Here is a 22,202-nt window from a genome sequence, read left to right as displayed (position 1 = left end):
GAGTTCTCGGACGTTCCACGGGACACCGACGGCGTGCCGCACGGGCAGCCCGTGCTCGACCGCCTCGTCGCGCTGCTCGACCTGGAGCGCATCGAGGAGAACATCTTCCGCGGGGTGTCGCCCGCCGAATCGCCCGTGCGGGTGTTCGGCGGGCAGGTCGCGGGCCAGGCCCTCGTCGCCGCCGGCCGCACCGTCCCGCCCGAGCGCCGGGTGCACTCGCTGCACTCGTACTTCATCCGCGGCGGTGATCCCACCGTGCCGATCGTGTACGAAGTGGACCGCATCCGGGACGGGCGCTCGTTCACCACCCGGCGCGTGGTCGCGGTCCAGCACGGCAAGGCGATCTTCGCCCTGTCGGCGTCGTTCCAACTGGACGAGCCCGGCCTGGACCACCAGGAACCGATGCCCGCCGTGCCGCCGCCCGCCGCGCTGCCCACCTACGCCGAGTCGGCGGCCGGGTACCTGGAGAAGATCGGCATGGCCCGCCTGCCGCGACCGATCGACATCCGGTACGTGACCGAGCCGCCGTGGCGCGCGCGGGAGGACGGGCCGGGCGAGGCGCGCAGCCAGGTGTGGATGAGGGCCGACGGCAAGCTGCCGGACGACGACCTGCTGCACGTGTGCGTGCTGGCCTACGCGTCGGACATGACGCTGCTCGACTCGGTGCTGGTGAGGCACGGCGTGTACTGGGGGACCGACAAGGTCCTGGGCGCGAGCCTGGACCACGCCATGTGGTTCCACCGCCGGTTCCGCGCCGACGAGTGGTTCCTCTACGACTGCGCCTCCCCCTCGGCCTCGGGTGCCCGGGGCCTGGCCACGGGCCGCTTCTACAGCCACGACGGCCAGTTGGTGGCTACCGTGGTGCAGGAGGGCCTGCTTCGGGTTCTGTAGTCGACCAGCTACGCTGCGCAGTCAATGGAGCAAGAGAGGTGGCCGCGATGAGCACCATGCCCAGGCTTGACCACTTGTTCACGCTTGAGGAGTGGGACGCGCTCCCAGAGGACAAGTCGCAGCACTACGAGCTGGTCGAAGGAGTCTTGCTGGTGGCCCCGAGGCCGGCACCGAAGCACCAAGTGGCGATGGCGAACCTGCGAAACATTCTCAAAGAGCAACTGCCCGCAGGGATGGTGGCGGTCCAAGACGTCGACGTCGTGATCGACCCAGGGCCGCCGCTCTCGCTCCGCGCACCCGACGTCGTAGTGGTGCCGGCCGAGCGCTACTGGGAGCAACCGAGTCGGTTCTACCCCGACGACTTGCGGTTGGCGGTGGAGATCGTGTCACCGGGGACGGGTCGAACGGATCGCGTCTTCAAGCCGATCGAGTACGCCAAGGTCGGTATCCCGCACTACTGGGTTGTGGAACTCGACGGGCCGGTCACGCTCATCGCGTTCAGCCTGGTCGCCGGCAGGTACAAGCAGATCGCGCAGGGGATCGGGAAGGTCGAGGTTCCCGAGCCCTTTCCGGTCACCATCGACCTCGCCACGCTGATCAACCCCTGACCTGCAGGGCTTCCCACAGGGCTCGGACGTGCCGCTCCTCGGTGGCCTCGGCGCCGATCGCGACGCGGATGGCGAACCGGCCGTCGACGACGGTGTGGGTGACGAACGCGTCGCCGGACGCGTTGACGCGGTCCATGGCCGCCCGGGTGGTCTCGTCGCCGCCCCGGTGGGCGATGACGACCAGTGACAGCGAACGCGGGGCGACCAACTCCCACTCGTCGGACGCTTCGACCCACGATTCGAGCAGGGCCGCGAGACCGACGTGCCGCCGCAAGTGGTCGCGGATGCCCTCCAGGCCGTACCAGCGCAGCACCGACCACAGCTTCAGCGCCCGGAACCGGCGGCCCAGCGGGACCTGCCAGTCGCGGTAGTCGACCACCGCCCCCGACTCGGTCGCGGTGTCGCGCAGGTACTCCGGCAGGATCGTGAGGGCGTCCACCAGCACGTCCGGGTGCGCGGTCCAGAACAGGGACAGGTCGAACGCCGTCAGCATCCACTTGTGCGCGTTCGCGGTGAACGAGTCGGCCGCCTCGACGCCGTCGAACAGGCCCCGGAACTCACGGCACAGCGCCGCCGGCCCGGCCCACGCCGCGTCCACGTGCAGCCAGGTCCCGTGCTCGGCGCACAGCTCGGCGATCTCGCGCACCGGGTCCACCGCGCCCGTGCTCGTGGTGCCGACCGTCGCGCACACCAGCACCGGCCGGTGGCCGGACTCCACATCGGACCGGATGCGCGCGGCCAGGGCGTCGACCCGCATGGCCGACCGGGAGTCCACCTCCACCGCCCGCACGGCCTGCCCGCCGAGCCCGGCCAGCCGCGCGGCGCGTTCGACGGACGAGTGGGTCTGCGACGACACGTACACGGTCTCCGTCCCGTCCACCCCGGACCGCCGCCACGTCCCGCCCGACGCGCGGTGCAGGGCGGCGAGCACGGCTACCAGGGCCGCGGACGACGCGGTGTCCTGGATGACACCACCGCCCACGAACGACGACGGCAGGCCCATAGCGCCGACCAGCTCGTCCATCAGGTGCTGCTCGACCTCGGTCGCGGCCGGCGAGGAGGACCACAACATGCCCTGCACGCCCAGGCCCGACGACAGCAGGTCGCCCAACACCGACGGCAGGGACGCGTTGGACGGGAAGTAGGCGAAGAAGCCCGGGTGCTGCCAGTGGGTCGTGCCGGGCAGCACGACCCGGTCCAGGTCCGCGAGCAGGCCGTCGAACCCCTCGCCCCGCTCGCGCAACCCGGCCAGCCGCTCCCGCACCCAGCCCGGCTCGACCTGCGACTTGACCGGGAAGTCCGCCACCCGCGAGCGGTAGTCGGCGATCCAGTCGACCACCTCGTGGCCGATCCGGCGGAACTCGTCGGGGTCCATGCCGTGGAATCTAGACGCGGCGCCTGCGGTGGGTGGGTCGCCGGTCATCCGGTGGGGTGAGGGCCCGCGTCTCCACCCGCTCCAGCACCACCGAGCTGGTCAGGTTGCGCACCTCCGTGCGGGAGGCGATCTTGTCCATCAGGAACGCCTGCAGGTGGGTGCTGTCGGCCACCGCGATGTGCACCAGGAAGTCCGCCTGGCCGCTGACGTGGAACAACGACCGCGTCTCCGGCTGCGCCATCACGAACCGCCGGAACGCCGCCACCACCGGCCTGGTGTGCGGCCGCACGTTCACCGAGACCACCGCCTCCAGCGGCAGGCCGGTGGTGCGCGGGTCGACCACGGCGTGGAAACCGGTGATCACGCCCAGGTCGCGCAGCCGGCGCACCCGTTGCAGGCAGGTCGACGGCGCGATGCCGACCAGCTCGGCCAGGCTCCGGTTGGGCAGCGTCGCGTCGTTCTGCAACGCCTCCAGGATCAGCCAGTCGACCGAATCCAGTTCGGCTGTCTCGCTCACAACCGAATACTGTAACCCTCGGGTGGAATACACCCGAACGAGTGGCCGAGGATGCGGCCGTGCACATCGCCTGGACCTCCTTCCTGCTCGCCCTCGTCGTGATCACCGTCGTGCCCGGCCCGGACTTCGTGCTGATCACCGGCAACGCGGTGCGCGGCGTGCGGTACGGAGCGCTCACGGCGGCGGGCGTGGTGACCGGGCTGCTGGTGCACGCCGTGCTGGCCACCGCGGGGCTGTCCGCGCTGGTCGCGGCGGTGCCGGCGGCGTTGCTGGCGGTCAAGGCGGTGGGCGCGGTGTACCTGGCGTACCTGGGCGTGGTGACGTTGCGCGCGGCACGGCGCGGTGGGCCGATCAGGCGAGCGCCGAAGTCCGACCGGTCGCTGTTCCTGCGCGGCGTGCTGTGCGACCTGCTCAACCCGAAGGTGATGCTGACCTTCCTCAGCCTGGTGCCGCAGGCCATGGACCCGGCGTCGCCGCCGTTGCCGCAGGCCGCGCTGTTGTCGGCGGTCGCGGTGGGCGTGTTCGCGTGCTTCTGGGCCGTGGTGGTCCCGCTGGCGGGCCGGTTGTCGGCGCTGTTGTCGCGGCCGCGGGTGCGGCCGGTGTTCGAGCGGCTGTGCGGCACGGCGCTGATCGGCATGGCGGCTTCGGTGCTCGCCGCGTAGTTCTCGTTATCGTGCCGCTTCGGGGCAGTCTCCGGTGGGTGAGCCGGACTCGGCCGAGAGGAGCGGTATGCGCACACCAGGGGACGCGGCGGCGGTGACGGCCGCGCAGCGCGGCGAGCCGGGAGCGTTGGACGCGCTGGTGGCGGCCTACCTGCCGCTGGTCTACAACGTGGTGGGGCACGCCCTGGCCGGGCACCCGGACACCGACGACGTGGTGCAGGAGACCATGCTCCGCGCGTTGAACGGGCTGTCGAGGCTGCGGGAGCCCGAGGCGTTCCGGTCGTGGCTGCTGGCGATCGCGATGAACCAGGTGCGCGACCACCACCGGGCGCGGCCGCCGCTGGCCGACGCCGAACCGGCCGACCTCGCCGACCCCGGCGCGGACTTCGCCGACCTGGCCATCACCCGGCTCCAGCTCACCGGCCAGCGCCGGGAGGTGCTGGCGGCCACCCGGTGGATCGGCGACGACGAGCGCGAGCTGCTGTCGCTGTGGTGGCTGGAGCAGGTCGGCCGGATCACCCGCGCCGAGCTCGCCGAGGCGCTCGACCTCACGCCGCAGCACGCGGCCGTGCGGGTGCAGCGGATGAAGGCGCAGCTCGAAGGGGCACGGGTCGTCGTCCGGGTGCTCGCCATGCCGCGTTGCGGCGACCTGGCCGAGGTGATCGCGGACTGGGACGGGCAGCCGAGCGCGTTGTGGCGCAAGCGGATCGTGCGGCACGCGCGGGAGTGCGCCCGCTGTTCGCGGGGGTTCGACGACCTGGCCGCGGTGGACGGGCTGCTGGCCCGCATCCCGCTCGTGCCGCTGCCGGCCGGGTTCGACCTCGGTGCGCGGCCCGCGGTCGTGGTGGCGAAGAAGGGGTTCTGGGCGACCGCCGCCGCCTCCAAGCCGCTGGTCGCGGCGGCGGCCGTGGTGGCGGTGACGGTGGTGGCGGGCGCGGTGGTGCTGCTGCCCGCCGAGGGGGCGCCGACACCGGCGGCGGCGCCACCGATCGTCACGACCACCCGGATGCCCTCGACCATCACCACCACCACGAGCACCACCACTACGACGACAACAACCACGACCACAGCCGCGCCGGTCGCACCGCCGCAGGCCGTCCAGCCCGTCGCCGAGTCCGTGAAGAAGGGCGTCGGCACCTGGCACTTCGACGGCGTCACGCGGGCGTTGTCCGACGTCGGCGCGGGCTGGTACTACAACTGGGCGACGACCCCGGAGAACGTGCAGGCGCCGCCGGGCGTGGAGTACGTGCCGATGATCTGGGGCGCGAAGACGGTGACACCGGCGAACCTCCAGGCGGTCAGGGGCCAGGGCACGACCCTGCTCGGCTTCAACGAACCGGACCTCGCCGAGCAGTCGAACATGACCGTGGAGCAGGCGCTCGACCTGTGGCCGCGACTCCAGGCGACCGGGATGCGCCTGGGCAGCCCGGCCGTCGCCCACAGCGGTGACCGGGCGGGCGGTTGGCTCGACCGCTTCATGACCGGCGCGCGGGAACGCGGGCTGCGGGTCGACTTCATCACGCTGCACTGGTACGGCTCGGACTTCGGCCCGGCCGCCGTCGGCCACCTGAAGGACTACCTGGACGCCGTGCGGGCCCGGTACGGCCTGCCGGTCTGGCTCACCGAGTACTCGCTGATGGACTTCTCCGGCGGCGGTGTGCGCTACCCGGACGCGGGGCAGCTGGCCGACTTCGCCGGCGCGTCGTCGCGGATGCTCGAAGACCTGCCCTACCTGGAGCGCTACGCGTGGTTCGCGCTCCCCGCCGACAAGCCGGGCACGGGGTTGTACGTGCCCGGGGGAACACCCAACCGGGCGGGCGAGGCCTACCGCGCCACCGGTTAGGTCGGTGCCCACCGCCGGTCGTGCGGCGGTGGGCACCGTGCGGCACCGGCCCGTCGCCGGTCGAGCGGCGGCGGGCCGGTGCCTCGTGCTCAGGCGAACATCTCGGCGAGCAGCTCGGGGCCGAGGGCGATCGCGGCGGGGCGGTAGGCGGGTGGCGGCGTGCCCATCAGCTCGCGCACCAGGAAGTCCCAGCAGCGCTTGCGGACGTAGGTCAGGCAGTCGATGAACGTGTGCTCGGCACCCGGCACGATGAGCAGCTCGAAGTCCTTGTCGGCGGCGACGAGCCGGTCGGCCAGCCGCATCGTGTGGTCGGGGTGGACCTGGTCGTCCAGCTCGCCGTGCACGAGCAGCAGCTTGCCCGCCAAGCGGTCCGCGAGCTCCACGTTGGAGGAGCGGGCCCACGCCTCGGGCGCGTCCGCGCCGTCGTAGGTCTCCACGAAGCCCGGGTTGAAGAAGGGGGCGTCGTGCGAGCCGGAGAGGGCGACGCCGACCTTGTACACCTCAGGGTGGTCCAGCATCGCCCGTGCCGCGGCGAACCCGCCACCGGAGTGGCCGAGCACGCCCACCCGGTCCAGGTCCAGCCACGGCCGCGTCCCGGCGAGCTGCCGCAGCGCCGCGACGTGGTCGGCCAGGCCGCCCGCGTCGGCCACGTTGCCGTAGGAGGCGTCGTGGAAGGCCTTGCTGCGCCCCGGGGTGCCCCGGCCGTCCAGCGCCACCACCGCGAACCCGAGCGCCGCGAGGGGTTCCGCGTCCAGTCCCATCCCGCCGGGGTCGAAGCACGGTGCGACCCGCTCGACCTGCGGTCCGGGGTAGGCGGTGTCCACCACCGGGTAGCGCCGGGCGGGGTCGAACCCGTGCGGCCGGTACAGCACCCCGTAGATGTCGGTCACGCCGTCGGCCGCCTTCACGCGGAACCGCTCCGGCGGCGTCCAGCCGGTGGCGGTGAGCTTGGTGGTGTCGGCGCGCTCCAGCTCGACCAGGACCCGCCCGGACCAGTCGCGCACCGTCGTCACCGGCGGCGTGTCCACTGTGGACGCCGAGTCGATGAAGCCCGCCAGGGTGTCCGAGAGGGTGACGACGTGGTCCAGCTCGTCGTCGGTGACCTTGGCGAAGCCGGTGCCGTCCAGCCCGACCCGGCACACCGTGCGCCGGTACGGGTCGGACTCGACCAGCCCGGAGGCGGTGAAGTACACCACCCGCTCGGCCTCGTCGACGTGCAGGAGCTGCCGCACCGCCCACTGACCGGAGGTGACCTGCCCGAGCAGCTCGCCGGTGCGCAGGTCGTACCGGTACAGGTGGCCCCAGCCGTCGCGCTGGGAGTACCACAGCACCTCGTCGGCCAGGACCCGCACGATCGGCGGCTCGAACAGCCACTGGTTGGGCTCGACCCGGGTGGCCCCGGTCTCCCGGAGCACGGTGGTGACCTCGCCGGTGGCCGGGTCCAGCCGGTGCAGGGTGAGCGTGCGCGCGTCGCGGGGCCGGGCGAGGTAGTACACCGCCGAGCTGTCCGGGGCCCACCACGCCCACCTGGCCGTGATCGGCGACAGGTGCGGCGTGAGCAGCGGTTCGGCCTGCGCCCGGACCACCGTGCCGGTGGCGACGTCCAGCACGACCAGTTCGGTCCGCGGCAGGTGCTCGTCACCGGGGTAGGCGTACCGCTGGGTGCGCAGCACCGGGGCGCCGCCGTCGGCGGGCCTGGCCTCCACCAGGTGGGTCAGCCGGACGTCGCGCTCGTCGATCCGGTGCGCCAGCACCTTCGTCGAGTCGGGCGACCAGGCCACCGCGGGCGGGAGGTGAGGCAGGCCGATCTTGCGCAGGAGGGTGGCGTTGCTCGTGGAGTCCGGGCCCGGGCCGTAGGCGTGGTCGGGTTCGCCGTCCGTGGTCAGCGCCCACTCGCGGCCGTCGGACAGCGAGTGCGCCCACAGGTCGTGCCCGCGGCGTGAGACCGCGAACCGGCCGTCGGGCGACGGCACCGCCAGCGGGTTGCCCGGCGGTGTGAACTCGGCCCGCTCGCAGGTGTAGCTGTCGAGGTGGCAGCGCCAGTACTCGCCGAACGCGTCGAACTCCACGGCGTTCCCGGTCGGTGCGATGGCCGTGAGCGGCAGGGCCTCGGGGTCCACCTCCTGCCCCGAGGCGACGGTCAGCGCGGCGGCGAGCCGGGCGTGGTCGAAGGCGGGCACACGGGTGCCGGCCGCCGGGTCGACCAGCACGAACCGCTTGCCGCCGCCGGTGTTCACCGCGTACCAGAAGCGGGCGCCCCCGTCGATCCACCGCGGCCTGACCTTGTCGCCGACGACGAGCTCGCCGGGGCGGGCGGGTCGGCGGAGGAGCTGTTCCGCGGCTTGGTAGGCCTCAGTGGTGCTCATGTCCTCGTCCTTCTCGGTGTCGGTTCGGTTCGGCTGTCAGAGGCTGCGGGCGGTGATGTCGCCGTAGGCGGTGGTGGCGTGGATGGTGAGGTCGGCGTTGCCGTCGGTGTTGCGGAGCGAGTTGTGGATGCGGCCGTGGCCGGTGCCGGCGTCGAGGGACGCGGAGACGCCGGTGGCGGCGCCGATGGTGACGTTGCCCGCCCGGGTGTTCAGCACGACGGTGCCGCGGACGGCCTCGGTGATCGCGATGTCGCCCTTCATGGTGCTGATCTCGGCGGGGCCGGTGAGGCGGCCGACGGTGACGTCGCCTGCCTGGGTGGTGAGGCGGAGGCCGGCGGTTTCGTCGAGCTTGATGTGGCCGTGGGAGCCGTTGTAGGTGACGTCGCCGAGGCGTCCGACGCCGCGGATGTCGGCGCCGGCGGCCTTGGCCTCGACGTGGGAGCCGGTGGGCAGTCGGACGGTGACCTCGATGGCCCCGGAGGGACCGAGGTACTGGTTCTTGGCGGTGGCGGTGATGCGGAGCACGCCGTCGGTGTAGTCGACCGTCGTCTGCTCGGCGGCCTTCACGTCACGGCTCTTGGAGGCGTCGGCGGGCAGGACCTCGACGGCGGTGTCCGCGCGGTCGGCGGCGATGAACCGGATGTGGCCGGCGGGGATGTCCAGGACGGTGGAGATGGGGGCGGTGGTGGCGAAGGTGCGCATCGTGTTCAGCTCCTGTGCTCGTTGTTTCTGATGTTCGAAACGCTACGTTGCGTTCGCGTGTCAGGCAACAAGAACGTTGCGCAGAAGTGCAGTAAGTGCAGGTAAATCCATGATTTTCGTTGCAACGGACCAGAATCAAATGCAACAAGCGGCGCGCGTTGCGTTGCAATGGTTCAGGAGTGAACGCTATACTGGGTGCATCGGGACGGCACGGAGGAGATCGCGATGCCGGGAGGCAGGCTCACCCAGCAGGAGCGCCAGCAGATCGCGCTGGGCTTGGCCGACGGCCTGCCCTACGCGGAGATCGCCAGGCGGCTCGACCGCCCCACCTCGACGATCACCCGTGAGGTGATGCGCAACGGCGGTCCCACCACCTACCGCGCCGACCTGGCCCACCGCGCCACCGAACGCCGCACGCACCGGCGCAGGCAGGCCTCGCCCCAGGGTCCGCGGGTGGCGCCGCAGGCCCACGGGCGCGACGCCGAGGCGGTGCGCGAGTACGAGGAGACGTTCACGACCATCCTGATGCAGTCGGGCCTGCCCAAGATGATGGCCCGGGTGCTGACCTGCCTCTACACCACCGACGCGGGCAGCCTCACCGCGGCCGAGCTCGTCGGGCGCCTCCAGGTCAGCCCGGCGTCGGTCTCCAAGGCGATCACCTTCCTGGAAGGTCAGGGCCTGGTCCGCAGGCACCGCGACGAGCGCCGCCGCGAGCGCTACGTCGCCGACAACGACGTCTGGTACCAGTCGATGATCGCCGCCGCCCGGTCGCACGCCCAGCTCGCCGAGACCGCGCGGCTCGGCGTCCGCGTCCTAGGCCCCGACACCCCCGCCGCCAACCGCCTGCGCAACATCGCCCGCTTCGTCGACTTCGTCGGCGAGAGCATCGTCCGCGCCGCCGAGCAGGCCCGCGAGATCCTCTCCACGGAACTCGACACGACCCCGGACGACGCGCGCTAGGCGTCCGGGCGGTTGTCGAACAACGGCTGCCAGCGGCCGTCGAAGCCGCCGTTGACCGGCAGGTGCCAGCCCGGCGGCAGCCACACGCCCACCTCGTGGCTCGCGCGGTCGTCCACGCCGCCCGAGTGCACGAAGTACTCGTGCTGCCGCCAGTAGGTCCCGTGCGAGGCCGGGTCACCGCTGACCGCGCCCCGGCTGCGCCCCGAGCTGTCCAGGCCCGTGCCGGCGAACCCGCCGAAGTCGTCCGACCCCGACGGCGTGTCCTCGTCCAGCTCCGCCGAGTACGCGCCGAAGAACCACGCCTTCGACAGGTAGCCCTCGCGCCCGTCGGTCAGGTCCGAGGCGGCGTCGTCGCGCGACTGGTTGTAGAACCGCTGCACGCCCGTCCCGATGCCCAGCGCGGGCGTCTCGAACCGCACGTCCACCACGTCGGTGGCCAGCCAGTGCCGCTGCCACGCCCCCTGCGACCAGTGCGTCGGCACGATGTCGGCCAGGTCCTGCAACTCGTAGGTCAGCCGCTTGACCCGCGGCCACGCCACCTTGGTGCCGTTGTCGACCCGGCTGGCCTGCGTGGAGGCGTTGGCGAAGGTCAGCGGCACCGCACCGAACGCCGCCACCGCGTGCGCCGCCCCCTCCGGCACGAACGCGTAGTGCACGTTGCGCTTGTCGTCCGCGCCGGAGATGTTCACCTCGGCGTTCACGCCCGCCGCCATCCGACCCGAGACGTGCTCCCAGGTGTTCGTCACGAACCGCAGCTCGTGGGCGTGCGGCCCGGCGCTCGGCAGGTCGAAGTCGCTCTCGTCGGCCTGCCACAGCAGCAGGTGCGTCCCCGTGGGCGTGCGCAGGAAGTTGACGTCCGGGTCGTAGGACCGCCGCATGACGTGGTCCTTGTGGTGGGTCACGGTGGCGTTGCCGAACGACTCGCCCGCGCCGCCCGGCGTGCCGGTCACCCCGCGCACCACGATCTCCACCCGTTCCCAGTCGTGGATCTCGTCGCCGTCCTTGTCCGCCGCGTTGTACACGTGGTAAAGCAGCACCAGGGACTTCGTGCCGTTCTCGGTGAACTCCAGCAGCGCGGTGTAGAGCGTGGGCCGGATCCGCCACCGCTCGTAGCCCGCCGTGCCGGCCACGTACCGGGGGATGAGCTTCCAGTTCGCGCGGTTGGTGGCGTAGGCGCCGTCCCGGTCGAAGTCGAAGTTGGCCAGCCAGTCGCGGCCCTGCTTGCCGTCGTTCTCGTCACCCCGCTTGAGGATGACCGGCGCGTAGTGGGTCAGGTACGCCTGCCGCTGGGCGGCGGTCAGCGTCCACGTGGCCTGGGCCGGGGCCGCGGGCACGGTCAGGCAGGCCGCGAGCACGGCCGCGACGAGCACGAGGAGTCGTGTCATACCCAGGACTCTCGCGCCGTCGCGGCCGGGTTGTCAGCGGGGTCCCGCCCCGGTGGAGCGGGACCCCGTAGCGTCGGACGACCGCGTTCAGGCGATGTCCCACTTCTGGTTGGCCCCGCCGGTGCACGTCCAGATCTGCAACCGCGTGCCGTCGGCGCTGGTGTTCCCGGTGACGTCCACGCACTTGCCGGTCGCCGGGTTCACCAGGTCACGCCCGGCGGTGTGGGTCCACTGCTGGTTCGGGCCGCCCGCGCAGGTCCACAGCTGCAACTGCGCGCCGTCGGCGGTGCCGCGGTCCTTGATGTCGAGGCACTTGCCGAGCGCCCGCAGCGTGCCGTCACCGGGCCGCGACCACTGCTGCGCCGCGGTGCCGTTGCACGAGTACAGCTGCACGGCCGCGCCGTCCGCGCTGCTCCCGCCCGCCACGTCGACGCACTTGCCCGCCAGGCCGGTGATCGCCCCGCCGCCGCCCGGGTTGCCGGAGCCCGGCGTGCCCTGCCAGGTGAACGTCGCCGAGGTGCGGGCGGGCAGGGTGTAGGTGAACGACTGGTTGCCCCAGTTGACGCGGATCGACTGCGCCGACGTGCCGCCGTTGTGCGCGATCAGGGCCTTCGAGCCGTCCGGGTTGCGGTAGGCGACGTTCTGCACGGTGCCGTTCGCGGTCGAGTCGATCCGGTACGCGCCCGGCTTGACGAACTTCGTCAGGTGGCCGGTGGTGTAGTACTCGACGGTGTAGTCGACCTGGCCGGCGCGCGAGCCGCCCTCCTGCACGGTGATCAAGCCGGTGCACGTGCCGCAGCCGCCGTTGTGCGGCCCCATGTCCTGGTTGAGCGCGAGGCTCCACTTCACCAGGCTGGAGCTCCAGTTGCGGGCGTAGTTGACGATGTCGGCCATGTCCTCGTTGTGCTGGTTCGAGATCCACGTGCCGCCGGAGTGCTCGGTGCTGAACTGCCTCACGTTCGGGTACTGGTTGCGCACCTGCGTGCCGACCGCCGGATCGCCGAAGTAGCCGTGCCACGCGATGCCGCCGAACAGCGGGTCGTTGCGCACGGCCGCGTCGCCCAGGACACCGGAGCCGAAGTTGGCGTAGTCGCCGTAGTTCCAGTCGTGCACCAGCACCTTGGTGGTGATGCCCGCCGCGCGGAACGCCGGGTAGAGGTGGTTCTTGGTGAACTCGGCCAGGCCCGCCGGGTTCCAGCTCATGCCGGGGTAGTTCATCGCGGTCGGGTTGGACGCCTGGCAGCAGTTCGGCTCGTTCTGCACCGACACGTAGTCGATCGGGATGCCCGCCGCCTGGTAGTTCTGGACGTACTTGACGAAGTACTGGGCGTACATCGGGGCGTACTCCCACTTGAGCCAGCCCATCTGGTCCATGCGGCCGTTGTCCTTCATCCAGCCCGGCGCGCTCCACGGCACGCCCTTGACCCGCAGCTGCGGGTTGAGCTGCCTGGCCTGCTGCGTCAACAGCCGCACGTTCGTGTCATACCCGTTCGTGCCCCAGTCGTTCAGGTCGCAGCACGTGTCGTCCAGCGAGACGTTCCCCGGCCGGGACAGGTCGGACGCCCCGATCGGGTTGCGCACGAACGACAGGCCGATGCCGTCGACCGGGTGGAACAGCCTGCGCATCACCGCGTCGCGGGTGGCCGCCGAGACCGGACCGCCGCGCAGCAGGTGGGCGGTGGTGTCGGTGATCGACGCGCCACCGCCCTCGAACTGCTGGTAGGTGGTGCCCTCGTTGACGGTGATGGTGTGGGTCGCGCTGCCCCCGTTCGAGCCGAACGCGACCGACGGCTGCTGGGCGAGGCCGCGGGTGACGACCCGTCCGCCGTTGTCGGAGGTGGTGGTCAGGTAGACGTTGACGGTCTCGCCGGCCGCGGCTGCGGGTTGCGAGGCGGCGAGGGCGGCGGCGACGGTGGTCAGGGCTATGCCGGCGCTGACGAAAGCCCGACGGTGGGAAGAGGGCACCCCGGACTCCTTTCACGACGTTGTGGGCAGGGTCATCGGCAGTCTGTAACAAGATGGAACATTTGTGGAACTTGTCCGCACGTGAAAGGAAACAAGGGCGCAGAACCCCTGTCAAGGTCGTGCATGCAGCCCGGTAAATACCGTGAAAAGTGGTGGAACGCGGGTCGCGTCAGCGGGTCGGCGCCGGACCGGTGGAGGCCCTGACCACCAGTTCCGTGGCCAGCTCGACGTGCAGCGCTTCCAACTCGTGCCGGTCGAGCAACCGCATCAGCAGGGTCACGGCCATCCGGCCCATCTCCTGCAACGGCTGCCGCACGGTGGTCAGCTCCGGTCGGGTGGCGCGGCTGAGGTCGAGGTCGTCGAAACCGGCGATCGACACGTCGCGGGGCACGTCCAGGCCGTGTTCCCGGGCCGCCCGCAACGCGCCGACCGCCATCTTGTCGTTGAACGCGACCAGCGCCGTGGGCCGGTCGGCCAGACCGAGCAGGTCGCGGGCGACGAGGTGGCCGTTCACCTCGGTCGGCTCGTCCACGTGCCGCAGCAGCTCCGCCGACGGCAGCACGCCGACGTCGGACAACGCCGCCGCGTACCCGGCGAGCCTGCCGTCGCTCGCCAGCCAGTCGCCCGGACCGCCGATGATGCCGATCCGCCGGTGCCCGAGCTCGACCAGGTGCGCCATGAGCCGCCGCGCGCCCGCGAAGTGCGCCGCCGACACCGACGCCACGTCGCGCGGCAGCTCGGTGCGCGGGTCGACCACCACGAACGGGAACCTGCGGTCGCGCAGCCGGACCAGCTCCTCGGCCGGCTCCGGCGGCAGGATCAGGATGGCACCGCCCACGTCCGACCGACCGGCCAGCCCCGGCAGCACGGAGGCGCGCTGCGCGGACACGCCCGCGCTCAGCACGACCTGCCGGTGGTGCAGGGCCAGCGTCTCGGCGACGCTGGAGACGATCAGCCCGAAGTAGTCGGTGAGCAGGTACGGGCAGCGCACGTAGATCGGTCCGGTCGGCTTGGCGCCCCGGGCCCGCGGCGCCTCCGCGCCCAGCCCGGCCACGGCCCGCAGCACCAGCTCGCGGGTGTGCTCGGCGACGTTGGCCTGGCCGTTGAGCACCCGTGACACGGTGGCGATGGAAAGCCCGGTCGCCCGCGCCACGTCCCGCACCGTCGCCCTGGCCATCCGCGCCCCCGTTCCACCGCTGTTTCACGATGTTACAGCGCCGCCGGTCGAGGTCGGCGGGTGCGGCACTCAGGGGTGTCGCACAGGTGCGCGCAGGCGCGGGCGTGGGGCAGGCTGGGCAGATGAACACCTCCGAGGCACCCGCGCGGATCGCCGTCACCGGGCTCGCCGTCATGGGCAGCAACCTGGCGCGCAACCTCGCCCGGCACGGCCACCGCGTCGCCGTGCACAACCGCAGCCACGCCCGCACCAAGGCGCTGATCGCCGACCACGGCCACGAGGGCGACTTCGTGCCCGCCGAGACGCTGGAGGAGCTCGTCGCGAGCCTCCGGACGCCGCGCCAGATCATCATCATGGTGAAGGCGGGCGCACCCACCGACGCCGTCATCGACGAGCTGGTGCCCCTGCTGGAGCCCGGCGACATGGTGATCGACGGCGGCAACGCGCACTACGCCGACACCCGCCGCCGCGAGGCCGCGCTCAAGGAGGCCGGGCTCCACTTCGTCGGCGCGGGCATCTCCGGCGGCGAGGAGGGCGCGCTCAACGGCCCGTCGATCATGCCGGGCGGCTCCGCCGAGTCCTACGCGCACCTCGGGCCGGTGCTGGAGGACATCGCGGCCAAGGTCGACGGCGTGCCGTGCTGCGTGCACGTCGGGCCGGACGGCGCCGGGCACTTCGTCAAGATGGTGCACAACGGCATCGAGTACGCCGACATGCAGCTCATCGCCGAGGCCTACGACCTGCTGCACCGGGTCGGCGGCATGTCGCCCGCCGACGTCGGCGAGGTGTTCCGCGGCTGGAACACCGGCGACCTGGAGTCCTACCTGGTGGAGATCACCGCCGAGGTGCTCGCCCACGTCGACGTCGAGACCGGCGCCGCGCTGGTCGACGTGATCGCGGACGAGGCCGAGCAGAAGGGCACCGGCCGCTGGACCGTGCAGGAGGCGCTGGAGCTGGGCGTGCCGGTGACCGGCATCGCCGAGGCCGTGTTCGCCCGGTCGCTGTCCGGGCGGGCGGCCCAGCGGGAGGCGGTGCGCTCGGCGTTCGGGCCCGCCGCGGTCGCGAGCGGCGCGGACCCGTCGCTGGTGGAGGACGTGCGGCAGGCGCTGTACGCGTCCAAGGTCGTGGCGTACGCGCAGGGCTTCGACCAGATGCGCGCGGCGAGCGCGGAGTACGGCTGGGACCTCGACCTGGGCGCGATGGCCACGATCTGGCGCGGCGGCTGCATCATCCGGGCCCGGTTCCTCGACCGCATCCGCGAGGCCTACGACAAGGACCCGGAGCTGGCGTCGCTGCTCGTGGACGACTACTTCCGCGACGCCGTCCGGTCGGCCGAGGCGGCGTGGCGGCGGATCGCGGTGAAGGCGGTGTCCGCGGGCGTGCCCGCGCCCGGCTTCGTGTCCGCGCTGGCCTACTACGACGGCCTGCGGTCCGAGCGCCTGCCCGCGTCGCTCATCCAGGGGCTGCGCGACTTCTTCGGCGCGCACACCTACCGCCGCACCGACCGCGAGGGCAGCTTCCACACCCTCTGGTCGGGTGACAGGTCTCAAGTGGACGCCTGAGACCACCGGCCTGATCATGGCCGGGTGCGCGACCGCTTCCGCCGCTTCCCCGTCACGGCCGGCTACCTGTCGGCCGTGGCGGGGCTCGCGCTGCTGATGCGGTTCGTGTTCGCCGACGGGATGTCGGCGCAGGTGCTGGCGTCGTTGAGCACGAATGCGGCCAACCTCGCCGACCACCCGGTCAACGCGTTGCTGGGCAGCGCGTTCGTGCTCGACCCGGTCGGCGACGGCCTGGCGGCGACCGCCCTCGGTGTGGTCGCGGTGGGGGTCTGCCTCGGCGTGCTGGAGCGCGAGGTGGGGCCGTGGCGCGCGGTGGCGGTGGTCCTCGCGGGCCACGTCGGCGCGACGCTCGTGACGGCCCTCGTCATCTCTTCGGGTGTCTACCCGACCGATCTGACCGACGTGGTCGACGTCGGTGTCGGCTACGTGGCGTTCACCGCGGCCGGCGCCATCACCGCGCTGGGGCACGTGGTGGTGCGCGTGCCGTGGTCGGCGCTCCTCGTCGCGTACCCGTTGCTGGGCGCCGAGTGGTTCGGCGTGGTGCCCGAGTTCGCCGCCGTCGGCCACGTCGCGGCCGTCCTCATCGGACTGTCCGGCGGCGCGGTCGCGGTCGCCCGCGCCTACGCGGCGGTCGGCCGGTAGGTCCGTCACCAGGGGTGACAACTCCCCTGGTGATCAACACGACCGGGTGGATCCGCTGTCAGACCGGCCACTTCCTCAGTCATCATGGTGTGGACGCGACCTGTGCGACGCGGGCTGTGCCGACACGTCCCTTGTGCCGACACGGAGGTGCCACCGTGGCGAACCCTCACCACCGCGCCGGGGCCGAGTTCCGACTCGATGCCTTCTGGCCGCACCTGCTGCCGCCCTTAGCCGGGCCGTAGGCACCCTCCCCGAACGACGACACCCCGTACGACCACACCCCGCGCCGCGCGGGGCGATGACCCCATGCCGCCTGGAAGGACTCCGACCATGAACCGGCCGCGCCCCAACAAGTCCCACGCCGGCGAGCACACCACGGCAGGCCCCCCGGGCCGCCTCGCCACCGTGCTGCGCCACGACCTGCCCGCCTCCGCGGTGGTGTTCCTGATCGCCGTGCCGCTCTCGCTCGGCATCGCCGCCGCGACCGGCGCGCCGCTCATGGCCGGGCTGATCTCCGCCGTCGTCGGCGGCGTCGTGGCGGGCTCGCTGTCCGGTGCGCCGTTGCAGGTCAGCGGACCCGCGGCGGGAATGGTGGTGATCACCGCGGGCGTCATCGCCGAGTACGGCTGGGCCGCCACGGCCGCCATCACCCTCGCCGCGGGCGCCGTGCAGATCGCGTTCGGCCTGAGCAAGCTCGGCCGGCTCGCGCTGTCCCTCTCACCCGCCGTGGTGCACGGGATGCTCGCCGGCATCGGCGTGAGCATCGCGGTCGGCCAGCTCGCCGTCGTCCTCGGCGGCACGGCGGCCACCTCCGTGTTCGACAACCTCGGCAACCTCTTCGACATCGACGTGCGGTGGTCGGCCGTGCTGGTCGGCGCGCTCGCCGTGCTGGCGCTGGTGCTGTGGCCCAGGGTGCCGCGCGCCTCGGTCGTGCCCGCGCCGCTGGTGGCGGTGGTGGTGGCGACGCTGGCCACCACCGGGCTCGACGTGGCGCGGGTCGACCTGCCCGACGACCCGCTCGGCCAGGTCGTGCTGCCGCAGGTGCCGTCCGGCAGCGTCGGCGCGGTCGTGTTCGCGGTGCTGACCGTGGCCGTGGTGGCCAGCGTCGAGTCGCTGCTGTCCGCCGTCGCCGTGGACAAGCTGCACGACGGGCCGCGCGCGGACCTCGACCGCGAGCTGATCGCCCAGGGCACGGCGAACGCGGTGGCGGGCGCGCTCGGCGGGCTGCCGGTGACCGGCGTGATCGTCCGCAGCTCCACCAACGTCACCGCCGGCGCGCGCACCCGTGCGTCGACCGTGCTGCACGGCCTGTGGATCGCGGTGTTCGTGCTCGCGCTGGGCTCGGTGCTGGAGCTGATCCCGCTGGCCGTGCTGGCCGGTGTGCTGCTGGTGGTGGGCGTGCGGCTGGTGAGCGTGCGCCGGATGCGCGCGCTGTGGCGGCACGGCGAGTTCTCCGCGTACGCGGTCACCCTGGTGGGCGTGGTGGCGCTCGGGTTGGTGGAAGGCGTGCTGCTGGGCGTCGCGGCGGCGGCGCTGCGGTCGTTGCACCGGCTGACCCGCTCTTCGGTGCGCATCGAGCAGGAGCCGGACTCCTGGCGCGTGGTGATCCGCGGCTCGCTGGTGTTCCTCGGCGCCGGGCGGCTCGTGCGCGGGTTGCGCGCCATCCCGTTGGGCCAGCGGGTGGTGCTGGAGCTGCACATCGACTTCCTCGACCACGGCGCGTACGAGGCGATCGACGACTGGCGCGTCGGCTACGAGCGGCTGGGCGGGCACGTCGAGGTGGACGAGGTGCACGACACCTGGTTCAGCAAGGCCAGGCGGGGGATCCCGGCGCTGCGCAAGACACCGCTGTCGCCGCTGCCGAGGTGGTTCGCGCCGTGGTCGCACTGGCAGCGCCACCGGCACGTCACCCTGCCCAGGCCGCGCCCGGACACCGACCCGATGATCCGCGGCATGCGCGAGTTCGAGCGCACCACCGCGCCGCTGGTCCGCCCGTTCCTGGCGGAGCTCGCCTCGCGCGGCCAACGCCCGCGGCAGCTGTTCATCACCTGCGCCGACTCCCGCGTGGTGCCCAACCTGATCACCACGAGCGGGCCGGGCGACCTGTTCTGCGTGCGCAACATCGGCAACCTCGTGCCGCCGGACGGCGACGACTCCGTCGGCGCGGCGATCGAGTACGCGGTGGAGGTGCTGGCCGTCGAGACGATCGCGGTGTGCGGTCATTCGGACTGCGGCGCGATGAAGGCGGTCGTGCAGGGCTCGACCCGACCGGGCACGCAGCTGCACCGGTGGCTGAAGGCGGCCGAGCCGAGCCTCATCCGGTTCCACGCGGGGGAGTCGGACCTGCCGGCGGTCGAGCGGCTGGCGGTGGCGAACGTCGCCCAGCAGCTGGACAACCTGCTGGCCTACCCCAGCGTGCGCGAGGCCGTGGCCACCGGATCACTGCGCCTCGTCGGCATGTACTTCGACATCTCCGCCGCCCGCGTCTACCTGGTCGACCCGGAGCGCGACGGCCTCAAGCCGGTGGGCGTCTGACCCACCCGCTCCGCACCGGACGGCGGCGCCCGTCGGGGTCCACCCCGGTCGCCTCCCCGCGGGCGTCGCCCCTCGCGAGGTCGCGTCGGTCGTGATCCGGTCCCGGCGACCGCGCTTTCCGGTCGCCGGGAAATCAGGCGCGAAAGCCGACTTCCCGGCGCCCGAGCCGCCGTCTGCGGGGGGCGGCGGCCATTCACCACCGGCCCCGGTCGGGGGTGCGGGGCCGGTTCGATCCGAGCCCGGATCGGGTCGGGCGGCGCTGGGCTCGATTGCGGGGGACGCGCGCCGCCGACGTGAGCGGGGACGCGCCCCCGCTCGTCCGCGGGGCGCTAACCGACGCTGCGCAGGTGCCTGCGGTGGTTGCCGGACGGCTCGTCGGGCGTCACGGTCAGCGCCAGCTGAGCGCCGAGGTACGCCCGGCACGGCGAGGGGAGGCGGCGGCTCCACCGGCGGGTGCGGCACTTCGGGCAGCGGCCGTGCTCGTCGGGGGTGTGCTCGTCCAGCAGCACCTTGACGGCGGCCACCACGCGGGGCAGCTCGCAGCGGGCGAGCTCGACCGCGGTGTCGTCGTCGCCGGTCGCCGCCAGGCGGACCAGCGTGGCCAGGTGTTCGTGGAGGGATCGGTCGAGCTGGCTGAAGACGGTGGTGGACACCTTCAGCGCTCCTTCTCTGGTGGCGGTGTGCTGCACGCAGCGTGGGACCGCGTCCGGCCGTCTGCAAGTTGCACTACACGAATGGATGACGGATCTTTGCTCCGTTCGCGCCCGGCCACAGACTGGCTGCGTCGCCCGGACGAGTCGCCGACGGAGGTGTGCGGATGCCACGGGGCAGCAGCCCGACGTTGCGCAAGCGGCGGTTGGTCAGCGAGCTGCGCAGGCTGCGCGAGGCGGCCGACCTCACCATCGAGGACGTGGCGCGGCGGCTGGAGTGCTCGGCGTCCAAGATCAGCCGCATCGAGACCGGCCGCGTCGGCGTCACCCCGCGCGACGTCCGCGACATGCTCTCCACCTACGGCGCCGACCGGACCACGATGGACGAGCTCGTGCAGGTGGCGCGCGAGGCGCGGCGGCGGGCGTGGTGGGACGAGTTCGGCGACATCGCGCCGGGCCGCTACGTCGGCTTCGAGGCCGACGCCGAGTCGGTGCGCACCTACCAGGGGCTCATGGTGCCCGGCCTGCTCCAGTGCGAGGCGTACACCCGGGCGTTGATCCGGGGCGTGCTGCCGCGGGCCGAGCCGGCCGAGGTGGACCGCCGGGTGCGGCTGCGCAAGGCCCGCCAGGCGCTGCTGCTGGAGGACGACCCGCTGCACCTGCACGTGGTGGTCGACGAGGCAGCCTTGCGGAGGCTGGTGGGCGGCCGGGAGGTGATGGCGGAGCAGCTGCGGCGACTCGGCGAAGTCGGAAAACTGCCGAACATCACTCTTCAAGTGGCCACTTTCGAGGCGGGCGGTCACGCTGCGATGGACGGTCCGTTCGTGATCCTGGCGTTCCCCGAGGAGTCGGATCCGGCCGTGGTATACATCGAAAGCCCGAGGGGCGACGTCTATTTGGAACAGCCGTCGGACGTCGCCGGGTATTCCGACATGTTCGCTCGGCTCAGCGCCGAATCGCTCGACCCGGCCGCGTCATCAGCGCTGATCGGGCGGGTCGCGCGCGAGCTCGCCTGACCCCGAGGTGAACTCCCATGCAACGCCAGTGGCGCAAGAGCACGAGGTCGTCCGCGAGTGGTCCGGAGTGCGTGGAAATAGCGCACGGCCCGAACGGGGTCGGTGTGCGTGATTCGAAGAACCGAACCGGTGGCGAGTTGGACTTCGGTATCGCGCAGTGGTCGCGATTCGTCGGCACCGCGCGCAACGGAACGCTCGACTCGCCCTGACCCGACCCCGGCTGACCCCGACCCCGGCTGACCCCGATGCCGGCTGACCCCGGTGCCGGCTGAACCCCCGACCCCGGCTGAACCCGCGACGCCGGCCGAACCGCTTGGCCAGGGCCGAACCGCTTGGCCGGGCCGAACCCGCGACGCCGGCCGAACCGCCTGGCCCGGCCGAACCGCCTGGCCCGGCCGAACCGCCTCGACCGCGGCCGAACCCCGTTCGTGCGGCCCGGCTCGGGCCCTGAGGTGCTCGCCCTGACTTTCGACCACCGACCCGTACGACCTTGGTCTGGTGGCCGGTCAGCCCTCGGTCCGATGTGCCCGGCGCCGTCGGTGCGGTGGACTCCCCCTAGCCTGCACTCCGGTGCTGTCATGATCCACAGGGGGACGAACCATGGCCTTGCTGACCGACGCCCTGGAGGGGCTCGCCGGTCTGCCCCAGCCCGCCGTGCTCGCGGTGACGGGCGCGTTGACGTTGGCGGAGTGCACGCTCGGCGTGGGCTTCATCGCGCCGGGGGAGAGCGCGCTGCTGCTGGCCGCCACCACGGTCACCAGCACGTCCCGGTTCCTGGTGATGTGGCTGGTGGTGTCGGTGTGCGCGGTGGCGGGCGACAGCATCGGCTACTTCCTCGGCCGCCGCTACGGCGACCGGCTGAGGGAGAGCAGGGTGGTGCGCAAGCTCGGCCAGGAGCACTGGGACAAGGCGGGCGCGCTGCTGCGCAGGCGTGGCGCGTGGGCGGTGTTCTTCGCCCGGTTCATGCCCGTCGTGCGGACGCTGGTGCCCGCGTCGGCGGGCGCGTCGAAGCTGGAGTACCGCAGGTTCCTGCCCGCGTCGATCGCGGGCGCGGTGAGCTGGTCGGCGCTGCACATCGGCATCGGCTCGGCCGCGGGCGCGTCGGCGAAGTACATCGAGTCCGTGTTCAACGGCGCCATGTGGGCGTTGATGGGCATCGCGCTCGTGGTCGGCGTCGTGGTGGTGCTGCGCCGGCGGCGCAAGGCGGCCAAGGCCGCGGAGCCCAGGGAACTCGAAGAGGTCGCCTAGGCCCAATACCGGTGACTTAGAGTGGTTTGCGCTGTTTGTTGGCGGAGGCGGTGCGGTAGTGCGGTGCGATCCGGACTGTCTCGGCGGGGTCGCGGGTG

19 protein-coding genes are annotated in these 22,202 nt (G+C 72.4%); 11 read left to right on the top strand and 8 right to left on the bottom strand.

From position 1 onward, the window contains the following. Positions 1 to 33: 33 nt before the first annotated feature. Both tesB and AB0K14_RS36105 read left to right on the top strand, forming a co-directional pair. Positions 34 to 891: an acyl-CoA thioesterase II gene (gene tesB / locus AB0K14_RS36110; RefSeq protein WP_360459508.1), complete on the top strand. Its 858-nt coding sequence runs from the start codon at positions 34 to 36 to the stop codon at positions 889 to 891. A gap of 47 nt (positions 892 to 938) precedes the next feature. Beyond that, on the top strand, positions 939 to 1,499 hold the full coding sequence (locus AB0K14_RS36105; protein WP_360459468.1) for a Uma2 family endonuclease: 561 nt from the start codon (positions 939 to 941) through the stop codon (positions 1,497 to 1,499). On the opposite strand, the gene AB0K14_RS36100 is transcribed toward AB0K14_RS36105, so the two are convergent. Next, complete coding sequence (locus AB0K14_RS36100; protein ID WP_360459470.1) at positions 1,489 to 2,874, bottom strand: aminotransferase class V-fold PLP-dependent enzyme; 1,386 nt, start codon at positions 2,872 to 2,874, stop codon at positions 1,489 to 1,491. The two genes, AB0K14_RS36105 and AB0K14_RS36100, sit on opposite strands and share 11 nt — an antisense overlap. A gap of 10 nt (positions 2,875 to 2,884) precedes the next feature. Next, a complete protein-coding gene (locus AB0K14_RS36095; RefSeq protein ID WP_360459472.1) occupies positions 2,885 to 3,391 on the bottom strand; it encodes an Lrp/AsnC family transcriptional regulator in 507 nt (168 codons plus the stop codon). Positions 3,392 to 3,432: 41 nt separating this feature from the next. Between AB0K14_RS36095 and AB0K14_RS36090 the strand changes: the two genes are divergently transcribed. Further along, positions 3,433 to 4,053 (top strand): LysE family translocator, encoded by a 621-nt coding sequence (locus AB0K14_RS36090; protein ID WP_360459474.1) that lies wholly within the window; start codon positions 3,433 to 3,435, stop codon positions 4,051 to 4,053. A gap of 67 nt (positions 4,054 to 4,120) precedes the next feature. After that, positions 4,121 to 5,896, top strand: coding sequence for a sigma-70 family RNA polymerase sigma factor (locus AB0K14_RS36085; RefSeq protein WP_360459476.1), 1,776 nt, complete (start codon positions 4,121 to 4,123; stop codon positions 5,894 to 5,896). A gap of 89 nt (positions 5,897 to 5,985) precedes the next feature. On the opposite strand, the gene AB0K14_RS36080 is transcribed toward AB0K14_RS36085, so the two are convergent. Both AB0K14_RS36080 and AB0K14_RS36075 read right to left on the bottom strand, forming a co-directional pair. Next, complete coding sequence (locus tag AB0K14_RS36080) at positions 5,986 to 8,262, bottom strand: DPP IV N-terminal domain-containing protein (RefSeq protein ID WP_360459478.1); 2,277 nt, start codon at positions 8,260 to 8,262, stop codon at positions 5,986 to 5,988. Positions 8,263 to 8,298: 36 nt separating this feature from the next. Continuing rightward, the gene (locus tag AB0K14_RS36075) at positions 8,299 to 8,964 is read right to left on the bottom strand and encodes a DUF4097 family beta strand repeat-containing protein (RefSeq protein WP_360459480.1); all 666 of its coding nucleotides are present in this window, start codon (positions 8,962 to 8,964) and stop codon (positions 8,299 to 8,301) included. A 195-nt stretch (positions 8,965 to 9,159) separates the two neighbouring features. Here AB0K14_RS36075 and AB0K14_RS36070 point away from each other — a divergent pair, with 195 nt between their 5' ends. Beyond that, a complete protein-coding gene (locus tag AB0K14_RS36070; RefSeq protein ID WP_360459482.1) occupies positions 9,160 to 9,924 on the top strand; it encodes a helix-turn-helix domain-containing protein in 765 nt (254 codons plus the stop codon). Here the strand turns inward: AB0K14_RS36070 and AB0K14_RS36065 are convergent. From AB0K14_RS36065 to AB0K14_RS36055, 3 genes are all read right to left on the bottom strand, one after another. After that, positions 9,921 to 11,309 (bottom strand): hypothetical protein, encoded by a 1,389-nt coding sequence (locus AB0K14_RS36065; RefSeq protein ID WP_360459484.1) that lies wholly within the window; start codon positions 11,307 to 11,309, stop codon positions 9,921 to 9,923. The genes AB0K14_RS36070 and AB0K14_RS36065 overlap by 4 nt on opposite strands. A gap of 87 nt (positions 11,310 to 11,396) precedes the next feature. After that, positions 11,397 to 13,274, bottom strand: a complete 1,878-nt coding sequence (locus tag AB0K14_RS36060) for a ricin-type beta-trefoil lectin domain protein (RefSeq protein WP_360459486.1) — start codon at positions 13,272 to 13,274, stop codon at positions 11,397 to 11,399. A gap of 169 nt (positions 13,275 to 13,443) precedes the next feature. After that, the gene (locus tag AB0K14_RS36055; protein ID WP_360459488.1) at positions 13,444 to 14,451 is read right to left on the bottom strand and encodes a substrate-binding domain-containing protein; all 1,008 of its coding nucleotides are present in this window, start codon (positions 14,449 to 14,451) and stop codon (positions 13,444 to 13,446) included. Positions 14,452 to 14,573: 122 nt separating this feature from the next. Here AB0K14_RS36055 and gndA point away from each other — a divergent pair, with 122 nt between their 5' ends. The 3 genes from gndA to AB0K14_RS36040 all read left to right on the top strand — a co-directional run bounded on the left by gndA (position 14,574) and on the right by AB0K14_RS36040 (position 19,190). Further along, positions 14,574 to 16,013: an NADP-dependent phosphogluconate dehydrogenase gene (gndA, locus tag AB0K14_RS36050; protein WP_360459490.1), complete on the top strand. Its 1,440-nt coding sequence runs from the start codon at positions 14,574 to 14,576 to the stop codon at positions 16,011 to 16,013. A 24-nt stretch (positions 16,014 to 16,037) separates the two neighbouring features. Next, on the top strand, positions 16,038 to 16,655 hold the full coding sequence (locus tag AB0K14_RS36045) for a rhomboid-like protein (RefSeq protein WP_360459492.1): 618 nt from the start codon (positions 16,038 to 16,040) through the stop codon (positions 16,653 to 16,655). A gap of 330 nt (positions 16,656 to 16,985) precedes the next feature. Beyond that, on the top strand, positions 16,986 to 19,190 hold the full coding sequence (locus AB0K14_RS36040) for a SulP family inorganic anion transporter (protein ID WP_360459494.1): 2,205 nt from the start codon (positions 16,986 to 16,988) through the stop codon (positions 19,188 to 19,190). Positions 19,191 to 19,519: 329 nt separating this feature from the next. Here the strand turns inward: AB0K14_RS36040 and AB0K14_RS36035 are convergent, their stop codons facing one another. Continuing rightward, positions 19,520 to 19,843, bottom strand: a complete 324-nt coding sequence (locus AB0K14_RS36035) for a hypothetical protein (RefSeq protein WP_360459495.1) — start codon at positions 19,841 to 19,843, stop codon at positions 19,520 to 19,522. 164 nt (positions 19,844 to 20,007) lie between these two features. Here AB0K14_RS36035 and AB0K14_RS36030 point away from each other — a divergent pair, with 164 nt between their 5' ends. The 3 genes from AB0K14_RS36030 (at position 20,008) to AB0K14_RS36020 (ending at position 22,104) form a co-directional block, all read left to right on the top strand. After that, the gene (locus AB0K14_RS36030; protein ID WP_360459496.1) at positions 20,008 to 20,856 is read left to right on the top strand and encodes a helix-turn-helix transcriptional regulator; all 849 of its coding nucleotides are present in this window, start codon (positions 20,008 to 20,010) and stop codon (positions 20,854 to 20,856) included. A 17-nt stretch (positions 20,857 to 20,873) separates the two neighbouring features. Next, positions 20,874 to 21,065 carry a DUF397 domain-containing protein gene (locus AB0K14_RS36025; RefSeq protein ID WP_360459498.1) on the top strand — a complete coding sequence of 64 codons (192 nt, stop codon included), beginning with the start codon at positions 20,874 to 20,876 and terminating at the stop codon, positions 21,063 to 21,065. A gap of 391 nt (positions 21,066 to 21,456) precedes the next feature. After that, the gene (locus AB0K14_RS36020; RefSeq protein ID WP_360459500.1) at positions 21,457 to 22,104 is read left to right on the top strand and encodes a DedA family protein; all 648 of its coding nucleotides are present in this window, start codon (positions 21,457 to 21,459) and stop codon (positions 22,102 to 22,104) included. The last annotated feature ends 98 nt before the right edge of the window (positions 22,105 to 22,202 follow it).

It is taken from the genome of Actinosynnema sp. NPDC050801, assembly GCF_040673975.1.
Classification (GTDB): domain Bacteria; phylum Actinomycetota; class Actinomycetes; order Mycobacteriales; family Pseudonocardiaceae; genus Actinosynnema.
Note: the sequence above shows the minus strand (reverse complement) of the source record. Positions and strands in the feature narration are given on the sequence as shown.